The organism is Aquimarina litoralis (genome assembly GCF_019295435.1).
GTDB classification, from domain to species: Bacteria; Bacteroidota; Bacteroidia; order Flavobacteriales; family Flavobacteriaceae; genus Aquimarina; species Aquimarina litoralis_A.
Genome location: NZ_WEKL01000037.1, coordinates 30,972 through 49,937, shown reverse-complemented (window position 1 = coordinate 49,937; position 18,966 = coordinate 30,972). Strand labels below are relative to the sequence as shown.

The following is an 18,966-nucleotide window of genomic DNA, read 5'->3' as shown; positions in this document are numbered from 1 at the left end:
CTTAGAATGGGAAGGTGATAAAAGTCAAATCTTCAGAACCGATAATGAAGCTGTCACTGACTTTGTATATTCTTCTAATTTATTTAAAAAAGTTAGAGATGCTCAATTAAAGGGATTGTAAACTTTTTTTTATTTCATAACATTCCGACTTTCTAAATCTTACTGAACAAAAGATAAGTTCGATACTCAAACTTTAACAATAACTATGGTATTGCCGTAACCCGTTAAGGCTTCTTTTTTATATCTTCCCAGATATAAAAATCTTAAAACTTTTAATTATGCTAAACAACATTTCAACTTTAGGAATTGAATTAACAAAAGACCAACAAAAAGAAATAAAAGGAAGCGGACGAATTCCAGAATTATGCTGCAACCCTTTACTTACATGTTGTTCTCCTAATAGAAATTTCAATGGTTCTAACTGTATGTTTGTTCCTGGAGGAGCATGTGCTTAAAGCCTAGAAATTCTTAATATAAAACTGCCAATATTTCAATTGAAGTATTGGCAATTTTTATATGCAGAGATTATAAAGTTATAACATCATTTCTCTTACAATAGTAATTGAGTACAATAGAGCTTTTTACTCAGTTATTTTCATGACGATCAGATTAGTTTGGATCTATAGAAAACAAAGGATAGAAATTCTCCTTTATAACTGTAGGATGTTCATCTCCTACATGGCTCACCATAAAAGAGCCTCCCCATACGACACGCGGATATTTTAAAATTTGTTTGGTAATCTGTTTAATTGACGTTACAGTATTCTTTTCAATTGCCTGATCTATAGGTATCCATTTAGTTTCAGCTAACCCATCTGGAGTAATTAGTTTACCTCCATCTAACTTAGCAACAAAATAATTCCTTAAAGTTGAATAAGGATGGTAATCATACTTATAACTAAATAATCCTCGTAGTTCTACATCCTTAATTTTAATTCCATAAGCCGTTGATAAACTATCTAATGCTTCTTTTACGTATTGACGTTTATCATAAACAAATGAAGGTGTTGCCCATACATTTTCTTCTCTACTCATCAGAACCTCATTCTGTTCGTTTAGAATAATAATCCTATTCACCACAAAATTATGGGTTGGACTTTGGTGTTCATTGGTAGTAGTACAGGACCAAAAACAAATAGTTATTAAGCAAAGTTTTACAATTATTTTCATATTAAAATAGTTTTAATGATGCTGTAAAACTGCGATCTAAAGTCTAAAAAACCTACCTACATTATAATCTTGGCAATACTTTTTAAAAATTATTTCTTTAAAGATTGTCTATATGCTATAGGAGTCATATTGGTATGTTTTTTAAAAGAGCTATTAAAAGAGGAAATGCTACTAAAACCACTATCATAGGCTATTGCAGCAATAGTCATATTATCATATTGAGATAAAGTCATTAATCGTTGTGCTTCTTTTACTCTGTATTTTGATATAAATTGTGAATAATTAAGAGACTCTACTTGATTGATAATCTGAGATAGCTCATTCGTTGACACATTGAATTGTTTACTTAATTTAGGTAGTGTAATTTCTGGGTCTAAAAATGGTTTTTCACTATCCATAAATATTTTGAGCTTTTGCATTAACAGGTTTGTATCATCAATACTAAATGAAGATTGTTTATATTTTTCTGTTGAATTCTTGAATAGAAATGGTTTTTTCAACGCCCAAAAGGACAAGAAAATGACAACTCCAGAAAACAAAAATGAGATACCTAAATAAAATGGGATTATCGATTCTGAAATCAAAAAATATAGTATAATAAATACTAGGTTCACATATAGGAAATAATATAACCAACTTACTTTCTCGGTTTTTCTATTCATCTCAACTGTTCGCTTATATTTTCTAATCCACCACATAGAAAATACAATATAGCTACTCATGTGAACTATTAAAAAATCATAAAATACTCCAAATATCCATGATCCATTATTTGGAATTAACCAACAAATGCTAAGAAAAATAACAAAAGGAAAGTAGTGAAAAAGGTGAGAACTTAGTAATCTAGAAAATGGTCTCATAAAATACATTACATATAACCATATAGATGGTCCAATACAAAGTAAAACAGTTAAAAATGCCGTTCGTAATGTTGGATCAAGTTCAAAATAATTATGAAAAAGTGATTTGCCAATTCGAAGACTAAATGCAAAAAGATAAATCGCTAAAAACATTTTAGCCAAAGGCAATACCTTGCGATTTATGATAAGGAAAACTGCAAAAAAAAACCCTAAAATAACTCCAATACTCCCAATTAATAGTTCGATATGTTGTAGCACTTCTGCTCTCATATTATCAAATCAAGAATTTTTATGGATAAAAATAATTTACTAGTTCTTAATTTGGTGTAAACTTATGTAAGAAAGCACAAGTAAACCAATAAAAAACACATTGATCAATGAAATAAAAATTGAATCTTTATGTGCGATATGCGCTACTATTGCTGTTACAAAAAACAATCCAATACCTGCATATCCCCATTCTTTTATTTGAACAGGAATTTGAGGAATTAATATTATAAATATTGCCAACATCTTAAGTACTGCCAATTGTACTCTAAAAAAATCTGGAAAACCTAAATCTCTTACTCCATCTATCGTAGCTTTACTGAACAGATAGCTATACGAACTCCAAAGCAAGAATAAAGCAATTAACGTAGTTGAGATCCAGTATAGTAATTTCATATTAGAATCAAATATTCAATATCCTTTCAAAACAATACAGCAAAAAGTTACTTCACCAATAAAGTATCCGCTTTTAATTCTGTTGTGATCCACTCACGTAAATCTTTGTTTCTAACCTCATTTAAGCTATCAGAAACCTGAAATTTCCATTGCGGAAAAATAACTTTTATCGTATCTACTTTTAAGAAATTAGATTGCAATACCTCACCATACCCTAACTCTGAAAGATCTGGAAATCTAATTTTAGCGTCTTTTGCAATATTATTATATGGTAATACATCTACAGGAACTACTTTTTGGGCTTCGGTTAGTTGTGTTTCCAACAATGCCAAACGAATTTTTAAATCTTCTACCTTATCCAACAAAGCTTCGTTCTCCGTTTCTAATCGATTTAACTCCACAATATATCGATCGTTAGCTTTGGAAATTTGCTCAATCCCCCTTGCCTTATTACCACTTATTTTTAGTGTAAAGTCGTTAATATGCTCATACTTTTCGAGTTCATTTTGCAAATCACTCACAGTAGCATCAGCAATCTCTCCATCAAAATATAATTTTATGGATTTATTATCATAATCGTAAAACTCCTTACGCAAATACAGACTTTCATTTGCTTCAATTTCATTAGCCAAAAAACCCTTATAGTCTCGGTCCGCATTTGTTTCATTCAGAATATTATAAAATGTCCAAATTGCTGGTATCACCATTACAATAGCAACTGCAGAAGCAATTCTTGCTGTCAGTTTTCGTTTAGCCGCATTGGCATAGCGCAACATCGGAAAACGTAATAATTTTGCAACAATGAAAGTAGACAAAGCGATAAAAATCGCGTTTATACTAAATAAATATAACGCACCTAATGCATATCCTCCATTTAGCTCTGCAATACCATAACCTACCGTACATAGCGGAGGCATTAAGGCTGTCGCAATTGCTACTCCAGCGATGGCATTGGGCATTGTTCCTTTTTTAGATTTGGCTACAATTAATGCCAAACCTCCTGAAATAGCCACAAAAACATCTAAAATAGTAGGAGCAGTTCGGGATTCTAATTCGGGTGTTAACTCGGTCAAAGGAGATAAAGCGAAATATAAGGTGGCGGTTAACACACTCAGTCCTACCATTACTCCTAAATTCACAAATGAACGTTTCAGCGTATCGATATCGTTTATTGCAATCGACAAACCGACACCAACAATTGGTCCCATTAATGGAGAAATTAACATCGCTCCGATTACTACTGCTGTAGAACTCACATTTAACCCGATGGAAGCAACGAATACAGAAAATATGAGAATCCAAGCCGTATGTCCTTTAAAAGGAATATCTTTTTTTACATCCTCAATAGTTTGAACACGATCTGTATCAGACCGTATATCCAATAAGCCTGAAAGAAATCGCTTGACACTTTCAAAAAGTCCTTTAGCATCTCTTTTTACAGATTCCTTATGTTCTTCATGATCTGCACTAGCAGGCTGATTTGTATTCTCTTCCATTCGTTTTATGCGTATTTTTCTCCGTAGGTATCTTTTACTTTTTTGAGTACTTGTTTTATATCTTGTTCTTTCTCTTTAGGGTATACCAATAATACCTCTTCCTTATCTACAATGATATAATCCTTAAGTCCATCTATAACTACAATTTTACTACCAGAAGTTCTAATCATATTACCTGATGCATCTTCTGAAAGTACATTGGCGTTTACAATTGCATTGTTATCATTTGTTTTCTCTAATTTATCATAAAGAGATCCCCAAGTTCCCAGATCGTTCCAATCAAAAGTAGCAGGAAGAACGTATACGTTCTCGGCATTTTCTAAAATAGCATAATCTATAGAAATATTCTCTGCTAGCGGATAATTATTAGCAATAAATTCACTTTCTTGATCCGTATTAAAAACATCTATTCCTTTTTCGAATAATGTTGTCATTTCTTTTTGAAATTCCTGGAAGGCTTTTAGAATACTGTTAGCACTCCAAATAAAGATTCCTGCATTCCAAAGATAATTTCCCTGACTCAAAAACTGTTTCGCAGTCTCATAATTCGGCTTTTCTGTAAATTGAGCTACTTTTTTAATAGCATTTGCCTCCTCATTATATTGTATATATCCATATCCAGTATTTGGAAAAGTAGGCTGAATCCCTAAGGTCATTAAAATATCTTGCTGGGAGCAAGCTTCAAAACATTGTTGTAAGTTATTTGTAAATGCTGTTTCATCCTCAATCCAATGATCACTAGGTGCCACCACCATAACCGCATCAGAGTTTTCTTTCTGAATTTTTAAAGCTGCATACAAAATACAAGGAGCTGTGTTTCGCATAGCTGGTTCTGTGACTACTTGTCTTTGTGTAGCCTTGGGCAGTTGCTCTAAGACTAGATCATTATAGCGTTCATTGGTTAAAATAAAGATGTTTTCTGTTGGAATAATTTTCTCTAAACGCTGAAAGGTTCTTTGGATCAATGTTTCTCCAGTTCCTAACATATCATGGAACTGTTTTGGAAACTCTGTTGTACTTACCGGCCAAAATCGAGACCCCACGCCGCCGGCCATTAGAATGGCATAATAGTTTTTGTTCATAAGTTAATTTATAAAAGTTCAACTTCAGCATTGGGGTTAAATAGGTACGTCCTACCTGTGCTGATTTCAATACATTCGTAACGCTTTATGCGTTTGTTTCCTCTTTGAAATATTTTTCCATTATACAATCTAAACTTTCCTCCCAACGGTATTTCAAAGATATAATTTTTATCATTCTCTGGGTCATATTGTTTTAATGCTAATGATAATTTTGTATCCGTATCACTACTTGCTCTAGGATTTTTAAAATGATTAGCTATAACTGGCAATAATTTCGCAGGAAAAATATCAGGATTTATGTATGGTAACATTAATTGTTGAAAAGTACGTTTCCACTCTATTCCATGAGGTTTGATATATCTTCCATATTTTTCAAACGCTACTAAATGAGCAATCTCATGAATTAAAGTTATTAAAAAACGATAGGAATTAAGGGATGCATTGACAGTAATCTGATGCCTGCCATCTGGAGTCTTTCTATAATCTCCATGACGCGTTACACGTTCATTGACAATTTTAAGATGCACATTGCATTTTACTATAAGATCAAATGCAGGGTCTAACGCTCTTTCCGGAATGTATCTTGCCAAGATTTCCTTCATATTCGCAAAATACAAAAATAAGCGCATCTGCTCGATGCGCTTGTCTTAAATTATGACTTCTTTTTTCTAAATTTTAGATATATAAAAATCAAAACACCAATTAGTAATACTGGCCAGATATAAAAGAACATTAAAATTAGATCTTTTAATAAATCCCAGCCATAGACCAAAGCATTTCCTACCTTTTCCACAAATCGAGGTTCGTAAATATCAGATTCTTTTTGAGGAATTACAATTTCGTAAAGATTGATAGTAATAGTGCTATAAGTCACCTTGTTTTTTAAAAACTTCAAACGTCCTTGAACCACTTCAATTTCTTCTTGAATTACTCTTAAGTTATCTTCAATTAGTAGAATATCCTCAACCAATTTTGCCTTAGTACTTAGCATAATTTCATAACGCTCTTTGACATCCAATTTTGTTTTTAATCTGGCAGTAAGATCCACGTACTCTTCAGTAACATCTACTGTTGATATATTTTTATAATCCAAATAACTCCCTAAAGAACATAAACTATCTAACAAGCTATTAAAGTGTTCTTTTGGAACTTTAATCATCACCTGATTTTCCTTGTTATAGTTTGTATTTGTAAAGCTTTCTTTAGCTACATATGCATCAAAACCAGTAATCACTTTTTTCATCAAAGCAGTGGTCTTTTCTACATTATCTACCTTTATACGACAATCTGCATTCTTTATAATTTTATGATCCTTGATCACATCTTTTACTTTTCCACTTCCATCTTCATTTTGATTATTCTCGGATGCAGCTATAAGTGGATCTACGCTTTCTTGATTCGAAATATCCTCGGATAAGTACTTACTATAGCCTTCATTTTGAGAACAAGAGACTAAGAATAGTATAAGATAGATCAGTACAAAACTCTTACTTGTTGTAGAACACATATGTTGTTTCTTATTTTGCTTCTTCATAGTTCTCATAACTATTTATCAATCTTACAAATTCTGCTCTATAACCTAATTCATCATTCCCTCTATGCTGCTGCGCAAGTGCGATGATATCTGCTACATTCTTATTTTCTATATACTTTGAGTTTCTTAATTTCATTCCGTACCAAGCTACTGAAGCTGCAAACCCAAAATCACTAGACATTAGTTTTTCTGTATCCGATTTATGAATATGGATCATCTCAATACTTTGATCTTCTTTTGGCTTTTTATATCTAAACTTTACCGTAAATAGTTCATCCTGATGCGAATCAAGAATCTCTTTTTTTGTATATTTTAAATCGGAAACTTCCTTCATATATTTACTTGTAACCCCAACTGGAATTACTTCATATAAAGCGGTAACCGTATGTCCACTACCTAACTCTCCAGCATCTTTAGTATCATCGATAAAGTCTTCATTATTTAACAAACGATTTTCATAACCTATTAATCGATATGCCTGTACTTTATTAGGATTGAATTCAACTTGAATTTTCACATCTTTCGCAATGGTATACAGCGTTCCTCCAAATTCTGTTCCTAGCACTCTTTGCGCTTCTTGCATCGAGTCTATGTAGGCATGATTCCCATTTCCTGTATCAGCTAGCACTTCTAGCTTACTATCTTTATAATTTCCCATTCCAAAACCAAGACAAGTAAGAAATACTCCTGATGCTCTCTTTTCTTCAATTAATTCTTTCATGGCTACGTCACTACTTTCGCCAACATTAAAATCACCATCAGTAGCTAGAATCACTCTGTTATTTCCTTTTTTTATAAAATGTTCTTGTGCGATTTTGTAAGCTAGTTGTATCCCTTCTCCACCTGCGGTAGAGCCTCCTGCTTCTAAATTCTCTAGTGCTTCTAATATTTTTTCCTTGTTTTTCCCAGAAGTTGGTTTTAGAACTACGCCAGCAGCTCCTGCATATACCACGATCGACACCTTATCTTTTGGTCTCAGCTGTCCTACAAGTAATTTAAAAGCTTTCTTTAGTAACGGAAGTTTATTCGGCGTCCCCATAGATCCAGAAACATCTATTAAAAACACCAGATTAGATGCCGGAAAATCATCAGTTGGTATTTCTTTCCCTTTTAAACCAATTTTTACTAATCTTGTTCCTTTATTCCAAGGAGTTTCAGAAGATTCTGTATGAATTGCAAAAGGATGTTCATCTTTTGGTTGTTCATAAGCATAATTAAAATAGTTAATCATTTCTTCTATCTTTACAGCATCTGCAGGAATTTCCAAACCACTGTTGATCATTCTACGGATATTGCTATAAGAGGCTTTGTCTACATCTATAGAGAACGTAGATAATGGAAAAAACGCTACTCTTTTAAAATCATTTTCTACGATTTCTTTATAATTTTCCATTTCTGAAGAAATTTCAAATTCTTGAGAAGGTTCTGTAGTATCGAGCACAATATTCTCATGAATATGATAACTGCGCTTAGCATATTTTGTACAGGATGTTATAATCAACATGGACAAACTAAAAATTATACATCCAATTATTTTGATAGTCTTTGTTTTCATAATTATTGTTTTTACATTGTTAAACTGAAAACAAACCTAGTATCATCATAGTATAGAAACTTGTAGAACCATTGTAAAACCTTTGTAAACTATTTTACAAAACACAAAAAACTGTATAACAGCAGATTGCAATCGAACAACTAAAAGAACATATCGTTTTTTCTCTTCTCAAAAAAAAGGTAGCAGCACAGTTTTTGAAGAATAATTCGGCCTCTAGCAAGGATATTTCCGAGTGGAAAGGTCAAGACATTATTTTATTCCAAGAAGACCTAAGAAATCAAGTGAAGGGAAGTATTAGTGAAAAATCATTCTATAGTTATTTTAAAAATTCTTCTGAAAAAGTACCTAGGGTTGATATTTTAAATATGTTATCCAACTATTGTGGATATGCCAATTGGAGTGAATTTAAGATTCAGTATTCTCAGGTAACAACTACCAACAAAAAAACAACAAAACGGAAATGGATTGTATTTTTGCTTATTGGAATCCTATTTATTACCTCAGCGTATTTTTTGATTCCAAAATCAAATACCTTTAATTTTTGTTTTATTGATAGGGACAGGAATGAACCGATTACCAAAACACCTATTGAAATTATTGTACTTAATAATGAGCAATCACCTTATTATACTAAAAGTGATAGTTTAGGTTGTTTTACTTGGCAAACCAAAGATGATTTTATTCATTTTGTAATTAAATCTCCGTATCATAAAACGGATACTATTTACAGAAGTATAGCTACTGCACGGAATGAAAACATTCGCGTTAGTACAGATGACTATGCGCTAATGCTTCATTATTATGCAAATGGGAAACTAGAGGATTGGAAGAATCGAAAGCTAGAGTTATCCAAAATGATAGCTGATGATGCTGTAATATTTCAAGTGCTACCTTCTCGATTAGGAATAGAAGTATACTCTAAAATAGAATTCATTGATAAGTTGACCACTCCTATAAAGAGCTTACAAAATATTGAAATTATAGAATCTAAGAGATCCAAAGGACAAGTTGTTAAATTAAAATTTAAAGTTAAATCATGAGACAGCTTATGTATTCCGTCATATTATTTGTATTTCTTGGGTGTTCGAACAACTCTTATAAGAATATGGAAGCTACTGAAGTTAGTAATGATGATATCGTTATAGATTCTTATGAAGAAGAAATGTCATTTGCTGCTCTTGAAGATTCATATACGATACTCGTTTCCGAAAAACTACAGGATTATCTAGATAAACAGTTATTAATCCAGGAACATCCGGAATTTAAAACTGTTACTGATTCTATACATCTATTTGCGCTTAATAACCGAAAACAGATCGAACAAATTAAATTTCTTAATCGTCCAGAAAAACTTTCTGATACTATTACTAAATTGATTACAGAGGTGCATTTCGGCAATACAGAAATTGACACAGTTATTTCCTACATAACTACTTCCTCTACCCTCATTGATGGAGTACAATTTAGAACCTCAAAAGTTACTTTCGATAGATTAAAAACATCTTCCAAAAATAGATAAAAGGGCTCATTTCTATTCAAAAACTACGGTTTTTCCTCCCTACAAAGCTAAAAAAACCCCTATTTATAAGGTTGTTTGTCGAAAAAAATTTAACATTTATCGAGTATTTTAACTTTTTAACTTGTTGTTAATCAATTATTAATATTTTTGAAACCCAAGATTTAACATTTGGAAGGGAAAATTTAAAGGAAAAAGTTATGAGAATTTTTACATTTTTAGTAGTACTTATGATCTGCTCCTCTAATATGGCTCAGGATCAGTTGGAAGTTCAAACAGAAACAGTAGAATTAACCAAAGAGCAGAAAAAAGAAGAAGAGAAAAAGAAAAAGGCTGAAGAAAAAAGATTTATAGAATTAGCGGAAAAAAGAGCAGTTTTATTACAACAAGAATTGAATTTAAGCAATTATGCAAGTGATCGTATCAAAAAGATGATCATTAAATATTCTAAACAGGCGAATAAGGTGATTCAATCGAATGCTTCTGCTAGTGAAAAATCCAAAGATCTAAACAATATCGTATACTTCCAAAACGAAGAATTTAAGAAAGTACTTACTGTACATCAATTCTATAAGTATTTAAAACTTACGGATATCTAAGACTAATAATCGAAATTAAACGTAAGGGATTAAAGTTTCCTTTGTAACGTCACATCATTAGTTTTTTACTACCTTAGAAGCGTTAACGTTAAGATTCACACAACTTATGACGTCTTCTTTTAAGGTATTCTCAATACTGATCATAGCTTCTCTTTTTTCTTGCACCCAAAAACCTATCATTCAACCAGCTACCGTTGATACCCCACTTACGAGTTATGTTAATACATTTATAGGTACTGGAGGTCATGGACATACCTATCCAGGTGCAACAATGCCCTTCGGGATGATGCAATTAAGTCCTGATACCCGACTAGACGGTTGGGATGGTTGTTCTGGATATCATTATACAGATTCTTATATCTATGGGTTTTCACATACACATCTTAGCGGTACCGGAGTTTCAGATTATGGAGACATCTTATTAATGCCTACTGATACCATTCTTTTTAATAATGGAGCGGATGGTCAAAAAGGATATCGAGCACATTTTTCGCATGCTAATGAAAAAGCCGCTCCAGGATTTTATCAGGTACATTTAGATACTACCGATATTGATGTTGGGTTGACAGTAACCAAAAGAGCCGGCATTCATCAATATAAATTTCCAAAAGGTCAAAAACAAGTGGTGATTTTGGATCTTGAACACAGAGATGCACTGCTCGATCACAACATCAATATCATTTCTGATATAGAAATTAATGGTTATCGCCATTCGAAAGCTTGGGCAGAAAAACAGTTGCTGTTTTATCATATGCAGTTTTCGAAACCAATTATCCATAAAACCCTTAACGAAAATCAAACCAAAGTGGCTTTGGAGTTTGATGCCACAACCTCTAAAGAATTAAATATTCGGATAGGAATCTCTGCAGTTGATGAAGAGGGTGCTTTACAAAACCTCACCACAGAAATTGGCAATAAAACCTTTGATCAAATCAAACAAGAAGCTAATGACAGTTGGGAAAAGGAGCTTCAAAAAATAGTGATCGAAAGTCCTAATACAGATTACAAAACTAATTTTTACACAGCCTTATATCATACGATGATCGCTCCTAATCTATATCAAGATGTGGATGGACGTTATCGTGGCATGGATCTCAAGATTCATAACACCGAAGACTTTGAATAMTATTCTGTATTTTCTCTTTGGGATACCTATCGTGCAACGCATCCTCTGTATACGATCATTGATCAAAAAAGGACCAATGATTATATCAATACATTTTTAACCAAATATGATGAAGGTGGTATTATGCCGATTTGGGATCTAGCTGGTAACTATACACATTGTATGATTGGATATCACGCTGTACCAGTAATTGCTGATGCTTACCTAAAAGGGATTTCGAATTATGATCCTGAAAAAGCATTGAAAGCGATGAAACATAGTGCTACACAAAACAAATTAGGATTAGCATCCTATAAAAGTGGAGGTTTTATTCCTGTAGAAGAAGAAGCAGAATCGGTATCCAAAACCTTAGAATACGCTTATGATGATTGGACGATTGCACAAATGGCTCAAGCAATGGGTAAATCTGACGATGCAAAAACTTATACACAACGTGCTCAATATTATAAAAACGTCTTTGATCCGTCTACCAAATTTATGAGAGGACGTTATAGAAATACATGGTTCACACCATTTGATCCTTATGAAGTAAACTTCAATTACACCGAAGCAAATTCATGGCAGTATAGTTTTTATGTCCCTCAAGATATTTCTGGGTTTATCAAACTAATGGGCGGTAAAAAGGAATTAGAACAGCAATTGGATGCACTTTTTACTGCAAAAGACCAGACGTCTGGAGCTCATCAAGTTGATATTACAGGATTGATTGGGCAATATGCTCATGGTAATGAGCCTAGTCATCATATTGCTTACCTCTATAACTTTATCAACAAACCACACAAAACTCAAGAAAAAGTACATGAAATACTAACCAAACTATACACCAATACTTCTGATGGAATTTCTGGTAACGAGGATTGTGGTCAGATGAGTGCCTGGTATGTATTAAGCAGTTTAGGTTTTTATCCGGTTACTCCTGGTAGTGATCATTATGTGATTGGTAATCCATTATTTGAAAAAGGAACGATACAATTAGAAAACGGAAATCAATTTACTATTGTTGCTAATAACATCAGTGATACTAATAAATATATAGCCAGTGCTTCCTTAAACGGAAAAGAGTATCCATATACCTATATCAAACATCAAGATATTATGAATGGAGGTTCGTTGGTGTTTGAGATGACAGATATACCTTCAACTTGGGGAACCAATGATGCCAATATCCCAAAAACACAGATTGAAGATTATTTAATTACCTCACCTCCATTTATAGCCGAAGGTAACATTGCTTTTAAAGAGAAATCTCAAATTACTTTACAAAGTATTAATCAAGAAGCAGATATCTTTTTTGCATTGGATAATGATGAATTCAAAAAATATGAAACTCCAATAAGCATCACTCAACCTTCAATTTTAAAGACCTATGCTAAAAAAAATGATACTAAAAGTGCCATTATTACTACGGAGTTTTTCAAAATTGATCCTAATCTAAAAATAACGCTAGATAATGAATATGCCAATCGCTACAATGGCGGTGGACCGAATGCATTAATTAACGGTATCAAAGGAGCTATGGATTATCGTTCTGGCTCGTGGCAAGGGTTTCATAATCGAGATCTCATCGCCACATTAGATTTAGGATCTGTGAAAAATATCAACACCATATCCATTGGTTTTCTGGAAGATCAAAGAAGCTGGATTTTTTATCCACAAAAAGTAGAATTCTGGATTTCTGAAAATGGAGAACAATGGAATCCATTAGATAAAAGCACATTTATAAAATTACCAACACCTTCTTCCGAAGTATCTATAAAACATGTAGATGCTTCCTCTATTGATAAGAAGGTTCGATTTATCAAAATCAAAGCGCAAACAGTTGGAACTATTCCTGAGTGGCATATCGGAAGCAACTATGATGGTAAAGCCTGGATTTTTGCGGACGAAATCACAATACAATAATGAAAAGACGAAAATTTATTCAAAATACCTCACTCACAAGTGTTGGGATTACTTTAGGAACCACACTGATGGGTTGCAAAGAATCATCTGAGGAACAATCACAAAAAGAACAAGAAATTATGATGAATACAACCTCCACGCCGATTGCAGTATGCACATGGCGTTTTACCAAAGCAAACGCAAAAGCTGGAGAAGCATTAGCATCCGGAAAACCTGCTTTAGATGCTGTTATCGAAGGTGTTGCTGTGGAAGAGGAAAATCTAAAAAACACGACCGTCGGAAAAGGAGGTGCTCCTGATCGAGATGGTAATGTAACACTAGATGCTTGCGTTATGAATCCTGAAGGAGATTATGGTGCGGTTTTGTGTGTAGAGAATATTACTAATGTTGCTGCTTTAGCCAGAAAAGTAATGGAAGACACTCCTCATGTTATGCTTGCCGGAGAAGGAGCAAAAGAATTTGGATATCAATCAGGGTTTATCCAAGAAAATTTATTAACTGAAGAATCCAAAAAAGCATGGGAAGAATGGAAAAAAACTTCGGAATATAAACCTATCATTAATATCGAAAATCATGATACCATAGGTATGCTGGCGATTGATAACAATGGTGATATTGCAGGAGCTTGTACCACATCAGGCTTATCCTATAAAATGAAAGGACGTGTTGGTGATTCTCCCATCATTGGTTCTGGTTTATTTATAGACAATGAAGTTGGTGGTGCAGTTGCTACAGGAATGGGCGAAGAAGTGTTGAAAACGGTTGGAAGTTTTCTAATTGTAGAATTAATGCGAGGTGGAATGAGTCCTCAGAAAGCTTGTGAAGAAGCGATCCGACGTATTGTAACTAAAAATGACAAATACAAAGATTTTCAAGTCGCTTATGTGGCAATCAACAAAGCTGGAGAAATAGGACATTACTGCATCCATGAAGGTTTTTCTATTATGAAATATCATAATGGAGTTAATGAGAATGTACTTACCAAATTTTATCATACTTCTTAAATAATAAAAGCATGTCAAACAAAACATCTTATCGCAGTTCTTTTATCCTACTAACTGTTCTATTTTTTCTTTGGGGCTTCATAACTGTATTGGTGGATTCTCTAATTCCAAGACTAAGAGAACTATTTACCTTATCCTATTTTCAAGCTGGCCTGGTACAATTTGCTTTTTTTGGAGCTTACTTTTTACTATCCATTCCTGCTAGTTATATACTTTCAAAAATTGGATATAAAAAGGGGATTATCTTAGGTTTATTAACGATGGCTACTGGCTGTCTATTATTTTATCCTGCAGCTTCTTACAGAGTTTTCGGGATTTTTATGCTAGCTTATTTCATTCTCGCCGGTGGAATGACTATTTTACAAGTAGCGGCAAATCCATTTGTAGCAGTATTAGGCAGCGAAGACGGGGCATCCAGTAGATTGAATCTTTCACAAGCGTTTAATTCTCTTGGAACTGCAATTGCTCCAGCAGTAGGCGCTTTGTTTATTTTAAGTGATACAATTAAAAGTAAAGAGGAAATTGCACAATTATCAGAAAGTGCAAAAGAAACGTATCTAGCATCAGAAGCTGCTGCCGTTCAAAATCCTTTTCTAGGTTTAGCAATATTTATTATTACTATTAGTGGTATTTTCTTCTTTGCGAAGCTACCAAAACTAATTAATGAATCATCTACCGGTACTTATGCGCAAGCATTAGCAAACAAAGGGCTAGTTTTAGGAGTTTTAGGTATTGGTTTTTATGTAGGTGCAGAAGTAGCTATAGGAAGTTATTTGGTCAACTACTTTCTGGATATGAATATGGTACCACTTATTCAAGAAAGCAGCTCTATGATGAGCATTGCTGATTTTGTTGCTACTATTTTCTTTAAAAGTTTAGAAGGGGCAGATGCAAAAGCTTTACTGGGAATTTTTGTTATCTTTTATTGGTCTGGAGCCATGATTGGACGTTTTGTAGGATCTTATCTTACCAAAATAATGAAACCAGGAAAAGTTTTAGCATTATTTGCCACGCTAGCAATTACATCGATCTTAATATCCATTGGTAGTAATGGTTATATCGCTATGTGGAGTATTCTGGCAGTTGGATTATTCAATTCTATAATGTTTCCAACCATATTTACATTAGCAATTGATGGTTTGGGAGAATTAAAACCAAAAGCTTCCGGTTTGTTATGTGCAGCCATTGTGGGTGGTGCTATCATTCCTCCTATATTCGGTTTATTAGCTGATCATATTGGGTTTAAGCTTGCATTTATTTTAGTGATTTTTTGCTATGGATACATCCTCTACTATGGCTGGATGAAAAGCAGAAAAACGATTTAATTTATCATAATAGTTATTCCTAAAAAAAGAAGCGGTTGCAACTTTTTTAAACAAGTTACAACCGCATACAAATTCTAATAAACCTAAAAGTTTTATTGCACTGCTACCTTTACAGTTTTTACAAATCTATTACTACCATCTCCTATTCTGAAGAAATATAGACCTGTTGTTGCTTGTGCCATATCTACATTAATTTTGTACTCATTACCTATTCGGCTAAGAGAAGCTGTTTTTAATTGTTGTCCTAACATATTAAATACTCCTATAAAAATTTCAGTATCAAGCGTGTTTTGTGGAACCAAACTAATCTCAAATTTATTGTCTGGTTTCGTTAAAACGGTTAATTGAGCATCGTTAAATTCTCTTTCTGTTACACTTAATGTTTGATCTATTTCTACAGTGTAGTCATGAACTTCTCCATAAGCAAAATCTCCACAAGGATCATTAACATCTCCGCTTCCAGAAGTATCGATTGCTTTTACTCTTAAAATATGACGTCCTGGATTTGCTCCAACGGGAATCACCAAATTAAAGTCTTCCAATACTCCAAACGAACGGAAAAATTCTCCTGTGATCAATTGTTCAGATGGTTCAAATATAAAATTGTCGTTAAAATCAATCCATGCAGAAAGTGCTTCTACATCAGCCCCATTTTGCCAATTGTGTTGCGCCTGAAGTACATATTCATTATCTCCATCTGTATTAGACAAGAGCGTAGACAAATTGGTACGATCTGCATATCCGTTTACATCTAAACCTCCTTCTGTATTACAACCGTTTGCTCCATCATCAACATTGATAGTATTTAAAACAAACTGCTTTATACCATCTAAATTACACCCAGAAGTTGCCTCAGGAGTACATACGGTATGTGTAACATCTTTAGAAAAAGCATCGTTACTTGCTAATAAATCTCCGGCAAAGTTTGTTCTTGCTTCTATGGCATATGTAACATTGATAGTACTTAAATCAGCTTGAGCTGTAAATGTATAGCTAGCTGTTTCTTGTGGTGCTATCGGTCCTGCAAACGTTTCTACAACTGGCGTACCACCATCTACCGTATATTGTACTTCAATATTACTTGCTTCTTCTCCTCCAAAGTTTGTTATACTTACTACAACATCCTCCAAATCTAATCCAGAACCTGTAGAAGGAGCTGTGATAGCAACCACACCTACATCTTTCGTTAATAAACTCTTAACTTGTTTAGAAGCATCATCATTTTGGGCTAAACCGTCACCTGATAGTACAGTTTTTGCTTCAATAGTGTACGTTTGTCCTGCGTTAGAAAGATCTACAGTAGCTGCAAAAGTAAAATTCACAGCTTCATTTGGATTAATAGTTCCTGTAAAAGTTTCTGTAGCGATCAAGGCACCATCTACTCTTAATTCTACTGGAATATTTTGTTGAGGATCTGTACCAAAGTTTCTAATGTTAACTTCTACTGTTTCCGCATTCGTAAGTAACCCATCGTTTGGAGAAATAATTGAACTTACTCCCACATCGGTTGGCAAACCAGATGTTAGGCTAAATGAAGCAATTCTAGTTGCCCATATATTATCATCCTTAAAATATTCTGCTGTATGCCAAAATGTAAATTGATCAGGATCCATTGTTAGATGAGAATAATCTCCAAATCTATTAGATATCGTTTGCACTCCTGCTCCATCTACAATTGTTGTTTCTGCTAGCGTCATTTCTCCTAAAGGATCATTTACATATCTTCCCGTATATCTAATTCCAGGTTCTAATGTTGCACTAGCAATATTAAACGCCAATCCTATATTTCCTAAAGCATCAATACATCCACTACCCATAAATCTACTATGACCATCATCAGGAGCATAAGTTCCTTCTTGGAATATTGACCAACCTTCAGTGTCACTATTTCTTAATTCTATCCAACGAACTCCAGCAGTATCATTACCATCTACATCAACATTAAAAGTGATTAACCAAGAATTATGATCTGTAAAAGTTCGATAATTTGCTGCATAAGATATAACTCCACCAATCATATCAACCTTTTGAGAAGTTCCAGGCTGTTCGACATCTCCTGTTCCAAATGGAGCAAAAACACTATCGAAAGGAGTTACAGGAATAGTTAAAGGCTGTGAAATCGTACTATTTGCTGGAGTAGTAAAATCAATATCAATTTCCCATATCTTCAGCTCATCCTGAATAATTGCATTACTCCATCCATCATCCTGAAAATATACAATATAACCTGGCACATCTACTGGAAAATCATCTCCCACAAGGTTTGCAGGTTCTGGGCTAAAAACAGTATTTGGATTTCTTTGGATACCAGGAAGATCAAATCCTATAATTGCAGCATCAGCATCTCCTGCAATCATTGCTTCTCTTTCTAAGACATAAGTAGTATTACCACTTCCTTTATTTGCTGTTAGATAATATCCATCAGGCCATATTGAATAATGAGGATAATCAGGGAAAGCATCTAATGGATACTCATACATATTGTATGCTCCTGTAGGGTCTGGAGTTTCAGAAACAGCAACTATTAATGCATTATCAGAAACTCTAAACTGACTTACAAAAAAGCGATCTGCCAGATGATCATACATGATTATTGGATCTCCATCATTATTACCAGACCCTAAAAAATCTGATAAGGAAGTAGGTCCCGCTAAAACATTACCACTTTTATCAAATATCTTAATTGCTACGTTTACACCGTGAACGTAATGATTAGGTCCAACCGCTCCAGAAGGATCTGGAGGTAAAGCGCCTCCAGCTTCATTACGATCTATCCCTTCAAAATTAACCCCTAAATTTCTGTTGGAAGTCTTTCCGAAACTTTGCTGTCTTTTTGGATCAGGACCTATTGGTAAGGCACTTTGATTTACTTTTTCATTAGCACGAAGGTTATTAAAAATAATAGTAAGCTCTTTTACGCTTTCTTCGGCTTTAGACTGATTTGTTGTTGGGTAATCTCTGAATGGTTTGGTCTTTCCTTTGTAAATTCCTTTTGCAATGGTACTTGGACCCACCTCTTGTTGTGAAAACAAACTTGTTATGCAGAGAACACATAACACACTAAATAAAATTCTTTTCATTTTTTTGAGTTAAGAGTAATTATTAAACTATGTGACATATAATAGAACAGTTAA

At 33.6% G+C, this 18,966-nt stretch carries 16 protein-coding genes and 1 pseudogene; 8 read left to right on the top strand and 9 right to left on the bottom strand.

What is annotated here, in order from left to right:
• Positions 1–121: pseudogene (locus GBO31_RS27055) on the top strand (ABC transporter ATP-binding protein); the annotation flags it as partial.
• A gap of 157 nt (positions 122–278) precedes the next feature.
• Positions 279–455: a hypothetical protein gene (locus GBO31_RS17435; protein ID WP_219009704.1), complete on the top strand. Its 177-nt coding sequence runs from the start codon at positions 279–281 to the stop codon at positions 453–455.
• A gap of 154 nt (positions 456–609) precedes the next feature.
• Here GBO31_RS17435 and GBO31_RS17430 read toward each other — a convergent pair whose 3' ends face one another.
• The 8 genes from GBO31_RS17430 to GBO31_RS17395 form a co-directional block, all read right to left on the bottom strand.
• The gene (locus GBO31_RS17430) at positions 610–1,170 is read right to left on the bottom strand and encodes an NUDIX hydrolase (protein ID WP_219009702.1); all 561 of its coding nucleotides are present in this window, start codon (positions 1,168–1,170) and stop codon (positions 610–612) included.
• 89 nt (positions 1,171–1,259) lie between these two features.
• A complete protein-coding gene (locus GBO31_RS17425; protein ID WP_219009701.1) occupies positions 1,260–2,300 on the bottom strand; it encodes a helix-turn-helix domain-containing protein in 1,041 nt (346 codons plus the stop codon).
• 39 nt (positions 2,301–2,339) lie between these two features.
• Positions 2,340–2,693: a DoxX family protein gene (locus GBO31_RS17420; protein WP_219009700.1), complete on the bottom strand. Its 354-nt coding sequence runs from the start codon at positions 2,691–2,693 to the stop codon at positions 2,340–2,342.
• A gap of 47 nt (positions 2,694–2,740) precedes the next feature.
• The gene (locus GBO31_RS17415; protein WP_219009699.1) at positions 2,741–4,189 is read right to left on the bottom strand and encodes a DUF389 domain-containing protein; all 1,449 of its coding nucleotides are present in this window, start codon (positions 4,187–4,189) and stop codon (positions 2,741–2,743) included.
• A gap of 5 nt (positions 4,190–4,194) precedes the next feature.
• Positions 4,195–5,271 carry a mannose-1-phosphate guanylyltransferase gene (locus GBO31_RS17410; protein ID WP_219009697.1) on the bottom strand — a complete coding sequence of 359 codons (1,077 nt, stop codon included), beginning with the start codon at positions 5,269–5,271 and terminating at the stop codon, positions 4,195–4,197.
• 8 nt (positions 5,272–5,279) lie between these two features.
• Complete coding sequence (locus tag GBO31_RS17405; protein WP_219009695.1) at positions 5,280–5,873, bottom strand: SprT-like domain-containing protein; 594 nt, start codon at positions 5,871–5,873, stop codon at positions 5,280–5,282.
• A 50-nt stretch (positions 5,874–5,923) separates the two neighbouring features.
• On the bottom strand, positions 5,924–6,805 hold the full coding sequence (locus GBO31_RS17400) for a DUF4349 domain-containing protein (protein WP_219009694.1): 882 nt from the start codon (positions 6,803–6,805) through the stop codon (positions 5,924–5,926).
• Positions 6,789–8,360 carry a vWA domain-containing protein gene (locus tag GBO31_RS17395; RefSeq protein WP_219009692.1) on the bottom strand — a complete coding sequence of 524 codons (1,572 nt, stop codon included), beginning with the start codon at positions 8,358–8,360 and terminating at the stop codon, positions 6,789–6,791. The genes GBO31_RS17400 and GBO31_RS17395 overlap by 17 nt, the downstream gene beginning before the upstream one ends.
• A 194-nt stretch (positions 8,361–8,554) precedes the next feature.
• Between GBO31_RS17395 and GBO31_RS17390 the strand changes: the two genes are divergently transcribed.
• From GBO31_RS17390 to GBO31_RS17365, 6 genes are all read left to right on the top strand, one after another.
• On the top strand, positions 8,555–9,400 hold the full coding sequence (locus GBO31_RS17390; protein ID WP_219009690.1) for a hypothetical protein: 846 nt from the start codon (positions 8,555–8,557) through the stop codon (positions 9,398–9,400).
• On the top strand, positions 9,397–9,879 hold the full coding sequence (locus GBO31_RS17385; protein ID WP_219009688.1) for a hypothetical protein: 483 nt from the start codon (positions 9,397–9,399) through the stop codon (positions 9,877–9,879). The genes GBO31_RS17390 and GBO31_RS17385 overlap by 4 nt, the downstream gene beginning before the upstream one ends.
• 197 nt (positions 9,880–10,076) lie before the next feature.
• A complete protein-coding gene (locus GBO31_RS17380) occupies positions 10,077–10,475 on the top strand; it encodes a hypothetical protein (RefSeq protein WP_219009686.1) in 399 nt (132 codons plus the stop codon).
• A 106-nt stretch (positions 10,476–10,581) separates the two neighbouring features.
• Positions 10,582–13,503, top strand: coding sequence for a GH92 family glycosyl hydrolase (locus tag GBO31_RS17375; protein WP_219009684.1), 2,922 nt, complete (start codon positions 10,582–10,584; stop codon positions 13,501–13,503).
• Positions 13,503–14,507 carry an isoaspartyl peptidase/L-asparaginase family protein gene (locus GBO31_RS17370; RefSeq protein ID WP_219009683.1) on the top strand — a complete coding sequence of 335 codons (1,005 nt, stop codon included), beginning with the start codon at positions 13,503–13,505 and terminating at the stop codon, positions 14,505–14,507. Before GBO31_RS17375 ends, GBO31_RS17370 begins: the two co-directional genes overlap by 1 nt.
• Positions 14,508–14,518: 11 nt before the next feature.
• Positions 14,519–15,832 (top strand): sugar MFS transporter, encoded by a 1,314-nt coding sequence (locus tag GBO31_RS17365; RefSeq protein ID WP_219009681.1) that lies wholly within the window; start codon positions 14,519–14,521, stop codon positions 15,830–15,832.
• A gap of 92 nt (positions 15,833–15,924) precedes the next feature.
• Here GBO31_RS17365 and GBO31_RS17360 read toward each other — a convergent pair whose 3' ends face one another.
• Positions 15,925–18,912 (bottom strand): GEVED domain-containing protein, encoded by a 2,988-nt coding sequence (locus GBO31_RS17360; protein ID WP_219009679.1) that lies wholly within the window; start codon positions 18,910–18,912, stop codon positions 15,925–15,927.
• Positions 18,913–18,966 lie beyond the last annotated feature (54 nt).

Bases quoted from the DNA above. Each gene is read 5' to 3' on its own strand.
- GBO31_RS17435 (WP_219009704.1), top strand. From the start codon at position 279: ATGCTAAACAACATTTCAACTTTAGGAATTGAATTAACAAAAGACCAA.
- GBO31_RS17380 (WP_219009686.1), top strand. From the start codon at position 10,077: ATGAGAATTTTTACATTTTTAGTAGTACTTATGATCTGCTCCTCTAAT.
- GBO31_RS17365 (WP_219009681.1), top strand. From the start codon at position 14,519: ATGTCAAACAAAACATCTTATCGCAGTTCTTTTATCCTACTAACTGTT.
- GBO31_RS17415 (WP_219009699.1), bottom strand. From the start codon at position 4,189: ATGGAAGAGAATACAAATCAGCCTGCTAGTGCAGATCATGAAGAACAT.
- GBO31_RS17425 (WP_219009701.1), bottom strand. From the start codon at position 2,300: ATGAGAGCAGAAGTGCTACAACATATCGAACTATTAATTGGGAGTATT.
- GBO31_RS17385 (WP_219009688.1), top strand. From the start codon at position 9,397: ATGAGACAGCTTATGTATTCCGTCATATTATTTGTATTTCTTGGGTGT.
- GBO31_RS17410 (WP_219009697.1), bottom strand. From the start codon at position 5,271: ATGAACAAAAACTATTATGCCATTCTAATGGCCGGCGGCGTGGGGTCT.
- GBO31_RS17400 (WP_219009694.1), bottom strand. From the start codon at position 6,805: ATGAAGAAGCAAAATAAGAAACAACATATGTGTTCTACAACAAGTAAG.
- GBO31_RS17370 (WP_219009683.1), top strand. From the start codon at position 13,503: ATGAAAAGACGAAAATTTATTCAAAATACCTCACTCACAAGTGTTGGG.
- GBO31_RS17360 (WP_219009679.1), bottom strand. From the start codon at position 18,912: ATGAAAAGAATTTTATTTAGTGTGTTATGTGTTCTCTGCATAACAAGT.
- GBO31_RS17420 (WP_219009700.1), bottom strand. From the start codon at position 2,693: ATGAAATTACTATACTGGATCTCAACTACGTTAATTGCTTTATTCTTG.
- GBO31_RS17430 (WP_219009702.1), bottom strand. From the start codon at position 1,170: ATGAAAATAATTGTAAAACTTTGCTTAATAACTATTTGTTTTTGGTCC.
- GBO31_RS17395 (WP_219009692.1), bottom strand. From the start codon at position 8,360: ATGAAAACAAAGACTATCAAAATAATTGGATGTATAATTTTTAGTTTG.
- GBO31_RS17405 (WP_219009695.1), bottom strand. From the start codon at position 5,873: ATGAAGGAAATCTTGGCAAGATACATTCCGGAAAGAGCGTTAGACCCT.